At 62.7% G+C, this 13,147-nt stretch carries 12 protein-coding genes and 1 pseudogene; 7 read left to right on the forward strand and 6 right to left on the reverse strand.

Going from position 1 to position 13,147, the window contains the following annotated elements:
- The first annotated feature begins 189 nt into the window (after positions 1-189).
- The 4 genes from RM463_RS15440 to RM463_RS15455 are packed head-to-tail and all read left to right on the forward strand — an operon-like array spanning position 190 to position 4,111.
- Entirely contained in the window at positions 190-1,266 is a 1,077-nt protein-coding gene (locus tag RM463_RS15440; protein WP_311430516.1) for an extracellular solute-binding protein, read from the forward strand.
- Positions 1,267-1,271: 5 nt separating this feature from the next.
- Positions 1,272-2,372, forward strand: a complete 1,101-nt coding sequence (locus tag RM463_RS15445) for an ABC transporter ATP-binding protein (protein ID WP_311430517.1) — start codon at positions 1,272-1,274, stop codon at positions 2,370-2,372.
- Complete coding sequence (locus tag RM463_RS15450; RefSeq protein WP_311430518.1) at positions 2,372-3,229, forward strand: ABC transporter permease; 858 nt, start codon at positions 2,372-2,374, stop codon at positions 3,227-3,229. Before RM463_RS15445 ends, RM463_RS15450 begins: the two co-directional genes overlap by 1 nt.
- Positions 3,230-3,250: 21 nt before the next feature.
- Complete coding sequence (locus RM463_RS15455; RefSeq protein WP_311430519.1) at positions 3,251-4,111, forward strand: ABC transporter permease; 861 nt, start codon at positions 3,251-3,253, stop codon at positions 4,109-4,111.
- A 278-nt stretch (positions 4,112-4,389) separates the two neighbouring features.
- On the opposite strand, the pseudogene RM463_RS15460 reads toward RM463_RS15455, so the two are convergent.
- Positions 4,390-5,179: pseudogene (locus RM463_RS15460) on the reverse strand (ZIP family metal transporter).
- Positions 5,180-5,578: 399 nt separating this feature from the next.
- On the opposite strand from RM463_RS15460, the gene RM463_RS15465 reads away from it, so the two are divergent.
- Positions 5,579-5,794, forward strand: coding sequence for a hypothetical protein (locus tag RM463_RS15465; protein ID WP_195687781.1), 216 nt, complete (start codon positions 5,579-5,581; stop codon positions 5,792-5,794).
- Between the two features lie 214 nt (positions 5,795-6,008).
- Here RM463_RS15465 and RM463_RS15470 read toward each other — a convergent pair whose 3' ends face one another.
- The 4 genes from RM463_RS15470 to RM463_RS15485 all read right to left on the reverse strand — a co-directional run bounded on the left by RM463_RS15470 (position 6,009) and on the right by RM463_RS15485 (position 10,101).
- Positions 6,009-7,046, reverse strand: a complete 1,038-nt coding sequence (locus RM463_RS15470) for an Ldh family oxidoreductase (protein WP_311430521.1) — start codon at positions 7,044-7,046, stop codon at positions 6,009-6,011.
- Between the two features lie 31 nt (positions 7,047-7,077).
- A complete protein-coding gene (locus tag RM463_RS15475) occupies positions 7,078-8,406 on the reverse strand; it encodes a TRAP transporter large permease subunit (protein ID WP_311430522.1) in 1,329 nt (442 codons plus the stop codon).
- A complete protein-coding gene (locus RM463_RS15480) occupies positions 8,403-8,918 on the reverse strand; it encodes a TRAP transporter small permease subunit (RefSeq protein WP_311430523.1) in 516 nt (171 codons plus the stop codon). Before RM463_RS15480 ends, RM463_RS15475 begins: the two co-directional genes overlap by 4 nt.
- Before the next feature lie 118 nt (positions 8,919-9,036).
- On the reverse strand, positions 9,037-10,101 hold the full coding sequence (locus tag RM463_RS15485; protein WP_311430524.1) for a C4-dicarboxylate ABC transporter substrate-binding protein: 1,065 nt from the start codon (positions 10,099-10,101) through the stop codon (positions 9,037-9,039).
- Positions 10,102-10,323: 222 nt separating this feature from the next.
- On the opposite strand from RM463_RS15485, the gene RM463_RS15490 reads away from it, so the two are divergent.
- Complete coding sequence (locus RM463_RS15490; RefSeq protein WP_311430525.1) at positions 10,324-10,926, forward strand: XRE family transcriptional regulator; 603 nt, start codon at positions 10,324-10,326, stop codon at positions 10,924-10,926.
- Between the two features lie 257 nt (positions 10,927-11,183).
- On the forward strand, positions 11,184-11,957 hold the full coding sequence (locus RM463_RS15495; RefSeq protein WP_311430526.1) for a glutaredoxin: 774 nt from the start codon (positions 11,184-11,186) through the stop codon (positions 11,955-11,957).
- Positions 11,958-12,028: 71 nt separating this feature from the next.
- Here RM463_RS15495 and RM463_RS15500 read toward each other — a convergent pair whose 3' ends face one another.
- A complete protein-coding gene (locus RM463_RS15500) occupies positions 12,029-13,084 on the reverse strand; it encodes a GTP-binding protein (protein WP_311430527.1) in 1,056 nt (351 codons plus the stop codon).
- Positions 13,085-13,147 lie beyond the last annotated feature (63 nt).

The raw sequence follows: 13,147 nt of genomic DNA on the forward strand, positions 1-13,147 counted from the left end.
GCGTAGCTGTGTCATCCCGTTGCGAGCCGTAACGACCGGCATGCCTGCCCCCCTGCCTGGCTTGCCGGTTTCGCTCTGCCTGGTTTGGCTCCCGCCCGGTTTCACAAAGGTGACACTTATGGGCTATAACCTTCCTTGGGTCTATCACCTTCGACGAATGTTTGGCCCACCACCTTCAAGGGGACACTCATGACCAGGATGCGCACAACAACACTAACAGCGATCGCCATGGCCTCGACGCTGGGGCTATCGGCAGGCGCCGCCTCGGCCGAGGAGCTGAGGATCATCACCTGGGGCGGCTATGCCCCCGACGAGGTGGTGGCGGCCTTCGAGGAGCAGACCGGCATCGATGTGCAGATCACCCTCTCCAACAACGAGGACATGATCTCCAAGCTGCGTGCCACCGGCGGAGCGGGGTTCGATCTGGCCCAGCCCAGCCAGGACCGCATCGTCGGCGTGCAGCGTCAGTTCAATGTCTACAAGCCGGTGGATTACAGCCGCCTGGAGACCGCCAACATGCAGGCCTCGATGGTCGAGGCGACCCAACAGGCCACCGAGCTCGACGGCAACTACTACGGCGTGCCGGCGGTGTGGGGCACCAGCGGGCTGATCGTGCATGACAGCGTGAAGGATATCGTCACCGACTATACCGACCTGTGCCGCGAGGAGGTGGCCGGCCAGGTCAGCTACCGGCTGAAGCGCCCGACGCTCATGGGCTTCGCCTTCTCCATGGGACTCGACCCCTTCGCCGCCTATCACGACCAGGATGCCTACGCCGATATCCTCTCCCAGGTGGAAGAGAAGCTGATCGACTGCAAGGCCAATGTGAAGACCTACTGGACCGGTGGCGACCAGCTGCTGTCGCTGCTGCGTACCGGCGAGGTGAAGGCCGCGATGGCCTGGGATGCCGGTGGCTGGAAGCTGAATGTCGAAGATCCCGAGATCAACTTCGTGGCACCGGAGTCCGGCGCACTTGGCTGGATCGATACCTTCGCCATTCCGCGCCGCAGCGAGAACGAGGAAGCCGCCTATCGGTGGATCAACTTCGTGATGCAGCCGGAAATTGCCGCCAAGATCACCAACGCCTCGGGCAACTTCACCGTCTCCAGGGGCGCCGACGAGTTCGTCGATGCCGACCTGCGTGACGCCTACCGCGCCAGCTTCGACGATGGCGCCATCGACAACATCAGGTGGTATCCGCCGGTGCCGCCGGGCCTCGAGACAGTCGAAGGCCAGGTGCTGGATCGCGTTCAGGCCGCGAAGTAACCGGCATGGCAGTCGATATCGATCTGCACTGCCAGGACCTGGTTCGCCGTTTTGGATCGCACACCGCGGTGAACCAGGTATCGCTTGAGATCCCTGCGGGGAGCTTCTTCTCCATTCTGGGCCCCTCGGGCTGCGGCAAGACCACGCTGCTGCGCCTGCTGGCCGGTTTCGACCGGCCAGATTCGGGCGACATCATGATCCGCGGTCGGCGCATGAACGATGTCGCACCCAACCACCGCCCGGTCAATATGGTCTTCCAGCACCTGGCGCTGTTTCCCACCATGAGCGTGGGCGACAACATCGCCTACGGCCTCAAGCGCCGCAAGGTGCCTGCCGCCAAGAGGCGTCGACGCATCGCCGAGGTACTGGAGCAGGTCGGGCTTGCCGGCATGGAGGCACGCCTCCCCCAGCAACTGTCCGGTGGCCAGCGCCAGCGTGTCGCCCTGGCGCGCTGCCTGGTGCTGAAGCCTACCCTGCTGCTGCTCGATGAGCCCCTCGGCGCCCTGGACCTGAAGCTGCGCGACCAGATGAAGGTCGAGCTCAAGAACCTGCAGAAGGCCTTCGGCACCACCTTCGTGTATATCACCCATGACCAGTCCGAGGCCCTGGTGATGTCCGACCGGGTCGCGGTGATGCGTGACGGCCGCTTCGACCAGGTGGCCACGCCCGAAGCGCTCTATCGCGAGCCCGCCACCCCCTTCGTGGCGAGCTTCGTCGGCGACAACAACCGCCTCGGCGGCAAGCTGCTGGCGAAGGAGGGTGAACTGGCGCAGATCGCGCTGGCGGATGGCCGCGCCATCAGCGGGCGCCTGGCCGATACAGGCCATCACCAGGCACCAGAAATCGGCGACCGGGCCGAGCTGTTCATCCGCCCCGAGTCCCTGGTGCTGGGCGCTTCCGCGCCGGGGCACTGCACGCTGACGGCTCGGGTACGCACCACCCTGTTCGACGGCGCCAACAGCCGGGTGGAGGTCGAGGCGGCCGGCGAGCGCTGCTATGTGCGCCTGCCCCAGGATGGCAGCGTGCCGGTGCCCGAGGAGGGCTCCAGCGTGACGCTGGCATGGGACCCGCAGCTGGCGCGGGTGTTTGCGGCGGAGGCCAGCTGATGCGCTCGACCGGAAAGCTGTCGCTGTGGTTGCTGCTCACCCCCTTCGCGCTATGGATCGTGCTGCTGGTGCTGCTGCCCCATGTGCAGATGCTGCGGGTCTCGTTTCAGGTGCGGGAGAGCTGGGACACCCTGGCCTTCGGCGTGGAGCAGTACCGCAACTTCTTCACCGAGTCCTACTACTGGCGCACCTTCCTGCGCACCGGGGTGATGTCGCTGTTTACCACCCTGATCACCCTGCTGATCGCCTTCCCGGTGGCCTGGTATATCGCCCGGCTGGCACGTGGGCGGGCCAAGGGCTGGCTGTTTCTCGCCTGTCTGGTGCCGTTCTGGGCCAGTGAGCTGGTGCGCACCTACGGCTGGATGATCCTGCTGCGCGAGAGCGGGCTGTTCAGCGCCGCCCTGCAAGGCCTCGGCTGGGTCGATGGGCCGGTGGAAATGCTCTACAACGACGTCGCGGTGATCGTCGGACTGGTCTACAACGGCCTGCTGTTCATGGTGGTGCCACTGGTGACCACCCTGGAGGGCATGGACGACAACCTGGTTGAGGCCGGCTACGACCTCGGCGGCGGCCATGTCACGGTCATGCGGGAAATCGTCGTGCCCTGGGCCATGCCCGGCATCGTCTCCGGCTGCATCGTGGTGTTCATGCTGACTCTGGGCAGCTACCTCACGCCGATCCTGATGGGGGGCAAGGACAGCGCCTGGTTTACCGGCCAGATATTCACCCAGTTCATCACCCGCTTCAACTGGGAGCAGGGGGCGGCGCTGGGGGTGTTGCTGCTGGTGCTGTCGTCGCTGATCGTATGGCTCGGGCTCAGGCTGACCGGCCAGTCGCTGCGCAAGGTCATGGGCTAAACGAATGGTGAGGACAAGCGGATGATTCGTTCGGTACCCCGCTCGCGCTGGTTCAATGGCCTCTATCTGGCCTACCTCGTCGCCTTCTTCCTCTACCTGGCGCTGCCGCTGGTGGTAACCGCCGCCTTTGCCTTCAACGATGCCCCCTTCCCGTCGCTGCCCTGGAAGGGCGCCACGCTGGACTGGTTCATCGCCGATGGCAGTGACGGGCGTACCGGCTTCTTCCACGACAGCGGCCTGCTCGCGGCGCTGTGGGTCAGCGTCAGGATCGCCTTCTGGGTGACGCTGGTCAGCGTGGCGCTGGGGTGTGGCAATGCCGTGCTGTTCGAGCGGCTCGACTTCCGTGGCAAGGAGTTCCTCTATCTGCTGCTGTTGCTGCCGCTGGTGATTCCCGGGGTGATCCTCGGCGTGTCGATCCTGGTGTTCTACAGCGGCATGGCCAACGAGGTCTCCCGCGCCTGGGCGGTGGAGCTGGACCTGTTTCGTCCCGGCACCCCGCTGGTGGTGATGGGCCAGGTCAGCTTCATCACCACCCTGAGCACCCTGGTCATCGCCGCACGGCTGCGCAAGTTCGACTCCCAGCTCGAGGAGGCGGCCCTCAACCTCGGCGCCACCCCGCTGGTGGCCTGGTTCACCGTCACCCTGCCCTGGCTGCTGCCGGCCATCTTCGGCGCCGCCGCCATGGCCTTCCTGATGTCGTTCGAGAACTTCAATACCACGGTGATGCTCACCGGCAGCGACACCCCGCTGACCGTGGCACTGTTCAACCGCCTGCGCGAGGGCTCCACCCCGGTGCTCAATGCCGCCGCCCTGGTCCTCATGGTGGCCTCGGCCCTGCTGGCCGCCCTGGTCCTGCGGCGGGGCTCGGACAGCAGCGCCTGAGCCTTCTCAATTTAACGACACCAGGATTCAGGCCTTTGCCTGGCACTGCCACGAGCAGATCCCCGAAGGGCTACCAAGCGGCGGTCGCCGAGGGGCATATCAGCCGTTACTTTATTCGACCAGACGCCTTAGGCTCTGTCCGAAAACTGGCTGCGCTCGGCTATACAGCGTTAAAAATCGACTCAAAATACTCATTTACACTCCGTAAACTCTGTCTTTTCGCCGATTTTTGCCTTGTCTAACCTTCGCTCGCCGACTTTTCAGACAAAGCCTAACCTTCAACCCAAGGAGACATCCAGGAACAGCATGATCACCAGGCCTATCGAGAGCCCCATCGTGGCCTTCTGTTGATGGCCACTGCGGTGAGTCTCGGGGATGATCTCGTGGCTGATGACATAGAGCATGGCACCGGCAGCAAATGCGAGCCCCCAGGGGAGCAGCACCTGCGACAGGCTCACGACTCCGGCGCCTAGCACGCCACCCAAAGGTTCCACCAGGCCAGTCAGAGAAGCGACCGCCCAGGAACGTCGGCGTGAGTAGCCCTCTCCTAACAGCGCGACCGCCACAGCCAGCCCCTCCGGTACATTCTGCAGGCCGATACCGATGGCCAGGGGTAGCCCCCCTTCGAAGCCTCTTGCCCCGAACCCCACCCCCACGGCCAACCCCTCCGGCAGGTTATGAATCGTGATGGCGAAGATGAACAGCCAGATGCGCCGCAGTGATGCGGCTTCCGGCCCCTCACGACCTTGCTGAAAATGCTCGTGAGGAAGGAGCCTGTTCATCAGGGCAACGCCCCCCATCCCCACCAGAATCGCGACACAGGTGATAGCCGCAGGGATAAACCTGCCACCGTAAAGCAGCTCCGAGGCTTCCAGCGATGGAACGATCAGTGAGAAGAAGGAGGCTGCCAACATGACACCAGCGGCAAATCCCAGCGTCAGATCACGTACGGCCCGGTCCGGGGCCTTGCTGAACATGACAGGCAGGGCTCCGATGGCTGTCATTGAGCCGGCAATGAGGCTCCCTAGTCCCTAGAAAGCCGAGCGTGACAGGGTCAATATTGTCCATGAAACCTTTCCATTGATTCGGTGTTGTGTCGAGACTTCCCTCGAGCAGAGTACATTTTTTATTCTTTTAATTCATTAACTTAGAAAAACGCAATGGGCCTATCACCCATGCAGTGACACGCACACATCCAACAACGCATCCAGCAGTGTCCCTCTACCCGGCTGAGCATTGGAGCGTCACGCACGGATGCCACTCACCCCTGCAACGCCCGGGCCTCGTCGGCAAGTTGAGGCATCTGGTGAGTTGAAGCACCTGGCCTGTCGGTGGCAACCTGCTCGGGGTGCGCCTGCCTGCTCCGGGTGAAGCTGCCCGACCAGGCCCACCAGCAGCAAACGACGCCACTCCGCCCCGGTTCATGGACCAGGATGTGTCTGGGCTCAGGAAAGAGGAGGTAGCAATATGTCAGTGATCGACCAGTTGAACGACACCAAGACCCGGGCCTTTGCCCGGCACTGCTACGAGAAGGGCTCCGAAGAGCAGCTGCGCAAGGCCGCTGAAGGTCCCGCCGACCGGAAGGAGATGAAGCATTGGGATATCACGGAAGGTGAGTGGGAAGAGGCCGTGGCGGCCGCCCTGGCAGATAAGGAAATGAAGGACCATCCGCCTGGCGACTAGGTAGCCTCAGCCATCACCCGCCGGCGCGGGGAGACGCCAGCCCTTCTTGCCGCATCGCTGCCGCAGTGTCGGCAGCAATACGGCGAGAGCAGAAGGTCAGGTGGCTACAGAGCGCCACCAGCACGAAAGGATGGCCGGATAACTCCAATTGGGTGGTCTCTCGAACAGGGCCGTTGAGGCGGTGTCGATACACGCTTACGGCCCCTTCCGCCACTCAGTCGAGCAGTGACTCGATCTCCTTGACCAACGCGAGTGACACCTCGGCTCCATGCTCCAGGCTACGCGCACGTTCGCGATAACGACGCTGAGAAGGGAGGCGTGCCCCCTGCCCCAACATCGCCTCGAACAGGCGCCTCGAGCGCTCCATATGAGCGCTCGACGCCTCCCCCGTCAGGCGCGAAGGATCGATGGCAATGATCAGCTCGCCATGGTACGGCAAACCACGCCGCCCCTCATCATGCTCGCTGGACTCCACACTGAGCAGGTCACCAATCAGCGGGCCGGCCATCAGCTCGATCATGATCGCCAGAGCCGACCCCTTGTGCTCGCCGAAGGGGGTCATGGCGCCATGATCGAGCACCTCGGCGGGGTCGCTGCAGGGCACACCATGACGATCGACGCCCCACGCCTCGGGGATCGCCCTCCCCTCCCGCCGATACAGCTCGATATCCCCCCGTGCGATGGCACTGGTGGCAAAGTCGAAGATGAACGGCGCATCGCCGGGATAGGGCCAGCCGAAGGCAATGGGATTGGTGCCCAGCAGCGGCTGCTTGCCGCCATGCGGGGCCACATAGGCCTGCGTCGGGTTGCAGGCTACCCCCACCAGCCCTTGCTCGGTAAGCCTCTCGAGCTCGACCCACAGCGCCGTGGTATGCACGCAGTGGTTGATCGCCATCAAGGCGATCCCCGCATCACGCGCCTTGGCCACCAGATGCGGCAGGCCGAGCTCGAAGGCACAGGGTGAAAAGCCCCCCTTGACATCGACACGCACCACGCCGGGCGCCACGTCCTCCACCTCGGGGGCCGCATCGGCAACGGCGCCCCCCTGCCTGACGGTGTCGATGATACCCAGCAGGCGATAGAGGCCATGGGAGTGGCTCGCATCCAGCTGAGCGGCTACCAGGGTGCCAGCGAGGGCGCTGGCCTGCTCCTCGGAGAAGCCATGATGCGCCAGGACTCGATGGCACAGGGCCATCAGGGCATCACGGTCAAGGTGGACGGTCGCCTCTTGATGCGCTTCATGGTCCTTCATTGTTTGATACTCCCTGAAAGTTCAAGACTCGTTACCATGACGGACCACTCAGCTGCTCAGGCAACCACATCGCCAGGGACGGGAAGACGAGCACCAGTGCCAGCACTATCAGCTGCACCACGATAAACGGCACTACACCGGCGTACATGTGCCTTAGGGTCACCTCGGGTGGCGTGATGGCCCGGAGATAGAAGATCGACGGCGCCAGCGGCGGGGTCAGGTAGCTTGTCTGCATCACCACCAGGAATGCCACGCAGAACCAGATTTCGTCGAAACCCAGGGCACGCACGATGGGCATGGCCACCGGTATGACGATCAGCACCACCGAGATCATGTCCAGCACGAAACCGGCCAGGAAGGCGATCAGCAGGATCATGCCGATCACCATCCAGGGGCTCATGCCGGTATCCATCAACAGCGACTGCACGGTCGCCATCCCGCCGGCGGCGAAGAAGACACCGGCAAACATGTTGCCACCCAGCACGATCAACAGGATCATCGCCGAGATATTCAGTGTGCGCAGCGCGGAGTTCCACAGCACCCCCCAACTCAAGGTGCGGTAGGCCAGAGCCAGCACCACCGCGCCCAGTGCACCACAGGCCGCGGCTTCCGTAGGCGTCGCGACCCCCAGCAGAATGGTACCGAGCACCGTCATGATCAGTGCCAGGGTGGGCAGTAACGCCAACAGCGTGACACGCACCTTCTCGCCCCAGCTCGTGTCGTCGCCCTCTTCCAGGGGCATGCGTGGCGCCATTTCAGGCTTCAGATAGGCCACCAGCACAATGTAGAGCAGGAACAGGATGGCCATCAGGAAGCCCGGCACCATCAGGCCACTGAACAGCGACCCCACCGATACGCTGGCAACCGGCCCCAGCACGACCACCGTGATCGAAGGTGGGATGACGGTTCCCAGCGAGCCACTCGCGCAGATCGTCCCGGACATCAGGGATTTGCTGTAGTTGTGCTTGAGCATGACCGGAATGGCCAGCAGGCCGATCACCGCCTCGGTGGCACCCACCACGCCACTCGCCGCCGCGAACAGGGTACCCATGACGACCGCCCCGACCCCGAGGCCTCCGGGTAGTCGCCGTGTCCAGAAGTGAATCGCCGTAAACAGGCGCTCGGCGATACCCGAGCGCTCGAGCATCGCTCCCATAAAGATAAACAGGGGCACCGCCGCGAGAATCGAGTTCGAGGCGGTGTCCTCGATTTTGGTCAGTAGCTGATAGGCGGCAGCATCGCCGAACAGGAAGATGCCGAACAGCGTGGCGACCAGAATCATGGAAAAGGCGATCGGGAAACCGGTAATGATCAGTCCGATAAGTGCCGGAAACATGGCCAGCGACAGGAAATCACTCATGCGGAACCCTCCCCGACGGGCGGGTTGCCTCGCAGCGTAGTCACTGCCTTCAAGATTTCCGCGACGACCTGGAGCAGAAGCAGCAGAAAGCCGAGCCACCAGCTAAGGAATACCGGCCAGACCACCGGGTTCCAGGCCGAACGCCCCGAGCGCTCACCACTCTCGAGCGCGTCGATGACATACGCACCCAGCTCCCACACCAACCAGGCCAACACCGGGAGAAACAGCAAGTATCCCGCCAGGCGCACCGCGGCATTGGTTCGGTCAGCCCAGCGCTGACTCAACAGATCGACACTCACGTGCTGACCCTGTCGCAGGGCATTGGCCATGCCCAGCATGAAGATCGCTCCCATGACCATATAGCTGACCTCGAATGCCCAGAGTGTCGGCCTGCCAAGCACATAGCGGCTGAACACCTCGTACACCAGCGCCGCGATCAGGGGAAAGGTCAGCACCGCACCTAACCACCCTGCCCAGCGGGTCAGCCGCTCAATTGTATGGATCAGTTTCATTTCAGTTTTCCCAGATGGGATTATCGGTGGGGACGCCACACCCAGATGTGGACGTCAGGAAGGAGAGGCTGGCGGGCCTCTCTCCTCCTGATGCCACATCTAGTCGAGGCGCTAGCCGTTACTCGCGGCCCATCGCGCCGATAGGCAGACGGTACTGCTGCCAGTTCGACATGGAGTCCTTGAAGCTGCGCTGGGATTCCAGTACACGTGCGAACCACTCATTGTCCTCGGCGTGCTCATCTTCCCACTTGCGAGTTTCCTCGTAGATCGCATCGACGAAGGCGGGGTCCAGCTGGACGATTTCATTGGGGCCTTCGACCAGCTCCTGGTAGGCCTCCAGGTCGGCGTAGGAGCTGGCCAGCCAGGAATCGAACACACTGAGCTTGCCGGCCAGACGCAGCAGCTCCTGCTGCTCAGGCTCCAGTTCATCCCAGGTGTCCTGATTCACCTGACACTCCAGGAAGCCTCCCGACTGATGCACGCCGGGCAGCACCACATACTGCGCCACATCCTGGAAGCCGGTGGGCTTGTTCATCTCCGGGCTACCCCACTCGGCGGCATCGATCACACCGCGATCCAGGGCGTTGTAGATCTCACTGCCGGCCATGACCACGGTGGAAGCCCCCAGACGCGAGGCGATTTCGGCCCAGGCACCCGAAGTCCGCAGGCGCAGTCCCTGGAAGTCCTCCAGTGTCTGGACCTTCTTATTCGAGTGCAGGAAGAGCTCGGTACCCAGGATCGAGCACGGGAAGGCCACGACATCGAAGACCTCGCGCCGGAACTCCTCGTAAAGCTCGGCACCACCGCCCTCATACATCCACATCATGAACTCTTCCGGCGTCAGACCGCTGGAGTGGCCGGCAAGCAGCGCGGCTGTAGGGTCAGAGCCATAGTCATAATTGATGTAGTTGTGGCTTACATCGGCAACCCCCGCCTTGACGGTGTTGGTCACGCGAAGAGCGCCGCCCAGGGTCCCCCCCGGGAAAACCTCGATCTCGATGTCGCCGGCAGTCAGCTGGTTGACGTAATCGGCGAAAGTCTGAGCGTCACGCTCCAGCCAGGGCCCGCCGCCCCAGGGGGTAGCCATCTTCCACTCTTTATCGGCTGCGCTGACACCTGTGGTAGCAGCCGCCAGGGCAGTCGCCAGGGTGATGCCCGCAACCAGTCGATTCCTGTTGTTCATGTTTATCCCCTCAAGGTCTTCTTGTGCATGAGTCGGGCATCAAGAAAGAAAAAAGCCGCATCACACGAGGGCTGCGGCCACTACCATATGAAGCTGCTTGAATCTTCCGGGACCCTGATTCAGGATTGCATATACGCAATATCAAGTCAAAAACAGAAATACAACGTATATACTATTGATTATTAATATATATTTTTATAACCGTTGAAATGAGAGGGCGCCATGAGTGACACCTCGACAGTGCTTCCACGGCCCCTTGAACGGCGCCGTAAACCCGGCTCAATTGGCAAGAGCCTGAAGGCGCTTCGACTATCCAGGGAACTAACCATCGCCCAGGTGGCCTCTGCATCGGGGACCTCGGCAGCCAGCATCTCGCGCATCGAGAATGGCCGCCTCTCCCCGACCTACGACGTCATCGTTGGCCTGGCCGCGGCCCTGGAGGTAGAGGTCAGCGAGCTGTTCTACTATTCCGAACGCAGCTCTCCCAGCGGCTGGCGTACGCTGACTCGTGCGGGAGATGGCCCGGTGGTGGAAACCCCCAACTACCGTTTCGAACTGCTCTGCAGCGATATGCTCACCAAGGATTTCCTGGTGTTTGTCACGACGGTGCTGAACACCGACATCGCAGAGTTCGGCGAGCTACAGAAGCATGCCGGACAGGAGCAGATAGTCGTACAGGAGGGGGAAGTGGAGGTCTGGACCGAACACTATGAGCCAGTTCGGCTTCAGGTCGGCGACAGCCTGGCACTGGATAGCCAAATGGGTCATGCGGTGATCTCGAAAAGCCCGGAGCCAGCTCGGATCCTATGGATCAGCAGCGTTTGATCGAACGGTCATTGCATCAGGATGCGGCTTCATCCGTTACTCTTGAACCGACGCTTCAGACACTCCTGGTCGACTCAAGCCACTTGAGCAGAACCCTGACCGGCCCCACCCCACCACCGACATTGACCCTTGGGTGGAACAAGGGTCTAAGGTGACAGGTGCTGAGGTCATACGCCCTGGCGGGCATGGCGGCAGAACCTGCATGCCAGCGGCTAGGTGTATTGCTTTAATTCAGGCCTGATAAGGAGGTTGATGTTATGAACACCCCCTCTTCAACAGCGTCTACCCAGCATGAAACGGCGCATGTCTACCGCATGAAGATGGAGCAGCATCTCTGCCCGTTCGGTCTCAAGACCGTGGATCTGCTCAAGCGCAAGGGCTACACGGTAGACGACCATCCCCTTACCTCACGCCAGGCCGTCGAGGAGTTTCAAGAGCAGGCCGGGGTCGACACCACCCCTCAGGTCTATATCGGTGAAAAGCGAGTGGGGGGCTATGAAGAGGTTCGGGAATATCTGGGAATGAGTGTGCCCGGCGAGAAGGAGACGACCTATCGCCCGGTCATCGCCATCTTTGCGACCTCTCTGCTGATCGGCCTGGCGGTGAGCTGGGTGGCCGGTGGTACGCTCTTCTCGTCGCGCATGCCGGAATATGCGATTGCCACCGCCATGACCCTGCTGGGGCTTCAGAAGCTGCAGGATGTAGAGAGCTTCAGCACCATGTTTCTCAACTATGACCTGCTCGCCCAGCGCCATGTGCCCTACGGCTACCTCTACCCCTTCGCCGAGACCCTGGCCGGCCTGCTGATGCTGGCAGGCGCCCTGATCTGGCTTGCCGCGCCCCTGGCGCTGTTTATCGGCACGGTAGGTGCCATCTCGGTCTTCAAGGCCGTCTATATCGACAAGCGCGAGCTGAAGTGCGCCTGCGTCGGGGGCAACAGCAATGTTCCACTGGGGTTCGTTTCCCTGACCGAGAACCTGATCATGATGGCCATGGGGATCTGGATGCCGCTGAAGCTCCTCGTGTTGTGATCAGCCCTCCTGGCGACTGTGCCGGCAATGCTGGCGGCTGTCCCGGCAATGACAGGGGGGAGTCCCGGGCATCAGGCGGCGCTTACCAGGCAGGCCGCCAGCGCCGCCTCCAGCTGCCGCTCATCCGGCAGGCTGCCCGTCTCGCCGATGACCTCGAGGCGCGAGTCGCGGCGCCAGGCGCTGTCGGTGAGGGTCAGCACGCCGTCGGCGCGGTTATATAGCTTCCAGCCGGCATCGGTAGCAAAGACCCCCTTTACCCTGAGCGGCTGGGGCAGTTCGGCCAGTATATTTCCCAGTCGATCGAGATCGAAGGTGTCCTGAGGATGCCAGCGCCAGCCGAGGGTCGCATGTCCCAGGGCCCCGCCGGTTTCGCGCTGCGGCCTGCCCCGCTCGGGTAACGGGGCTTCGAACGCTCCCGGGGCCAGAACATCGCTCGCGGCCTCCCGCAGGCGACGATGAGCCTCGCTGTCGAGCGCTTCCCGCGTCACTGGCGCTCTTTCACCATCCACTTCACCCTCCTCGCCAGCCATCAGCTGCGCCAGGGGGAGCGCGCCACCGGGCGCGTCGAGGACCCAGCGCTTGGGTGGCCAGAACCCTTCCAGCCACTCGCCTGCGGCGACCCGCTGCGCCGGAGTGGCCAGGTCGGTCATGGTCAGCGCTACCCCGTCGGCCATGGCGATCTGATCGCGGAAGGTTTCGTGCTCGCGGGCGCGCGGATCATCCAGGCGGCGGGGGTCGAGCAGGGCCACAATGCTGCGCACATCCAGCACCTCGGCAAAGGCCTCTCCGCGCAGTACCTCCAGCAGCCCCGCTGGATGCCCCAGCCCCGATGGCTCCACGATCACCCGATCGGGACGGTGACGGTGAAGCAGGTTGACCAGCGTCGCCTGAAGCACGAAGGCCAGCTGGCAGCAGAGACAGCCACCGGGCAGCCCCTTTACCACCAGGTCATCGCGGGACTCGAACATCGCCTGATCGATTCCCACCTGCCCGAACTCATTGATCAGCACCGCCCAGCGCTCACCGGGCGGCTTCTGCTCGATCAGGCGGTGGATCAGGGTGCTCTTGCCGCTGCCCAGGAAGCCGGTGATCAGGTGAACGGGGATATTGGCCAGGGGTTCGGGCATGGGGGAATCCTTGGGGGTGAAAAATATTGTTATAAAATAACATAAGAACCAAGGACTGGGAGA

Source organism: Halomonas sp. LES1 (assembly GCF_031846005.1).
In the GTDB taxonomy this organism is placed as follows: Bacteria; Pseudomonadota; Gammaproteobacteria; order Pseudomonadales; family Halomonadaceae; genus Halomonas.

Coding starts and splice junctions, on each gene's coding strand:
- RM463_RS15495 (WP_311430526.1), top strand. CDS start 11,184: ATGAACACCCCCTCTTCAACAGCGTCTACCCAGCATGAAACGGCGCAT.
- RM463_RS15455 (WP_311430519.1), top strand. CDS start 3,251: ATGATTCGTTCGGTACCCCGCTCGCGCTGGTTCAATGGCCTCTATCTG.
- RM463_RS15440 (WP_311430516.1), top strand. CDS start 190: ATGACCAGGATGCGCACAACAACACTAACAGCGATCGCCATGGCCTCG.
- RM463_RS15445 (WP_311430517.1), top strand. CDS start 1,272: ATGGCAGTCGATATCGATCTGCACTGCCAGGACCTGGTTCGCCGTTTT.
- RM463_RS15450 (WP_311430518.1), top strand. CDS start 2,372: ATGCGCTCGACCGGAAAGCTGTCGCTGTGGTTGCTGCTCACCCCCTTC.
- RM463_RS15480 (WP_311430523.1), bottom strand. CDS start 8,918: ATGAAACTGATCCATACAATTGAGCGGCTGACCCGCTGGGCAGGGTGG.
- RM463_RS15490 (WP_311430525.1), top strand. CDS start 10,324: ATGAGTGACACCTCGACAGTGCTTCCACGGCCCCTTGAACGGCGCCGT.
- RM463_RS15470 (WP_311430521.1), bottom strand. CDS start 7,046: ATGAAGGACCATGAAGCGCATCAAGAGGCGACCGTCCACCTTGACCGT.
- RM463_RS15465 (WP_195687781.1), top strand. CDS start 5,579: ATGTCAGTGATCGACCAGTTGAACGACACCAAGACCCGGGCCTTTGCC.
- RM463_RS15475 (WP_311430522.1), bottom strand. CDS start 8,406: ATGAGTGATTTCCTGTCGCTGGCCATGTTTCCGGCACTTATCGGACTG.
- RM463_RS15485 (WP_311430524.1), bottom strand. CDS start 10,101: ATGAACAACAGGAATCGACTGGTTGCGGGCATCACCCTGGCGACTGCC.
- RM463_RS15500 (WP_311430527.1), bottom strand. CDS start 13,084: ATGCCCGAACCCCTGGCCAATATCCCCGTTCACCTGATCACCGGCTTC.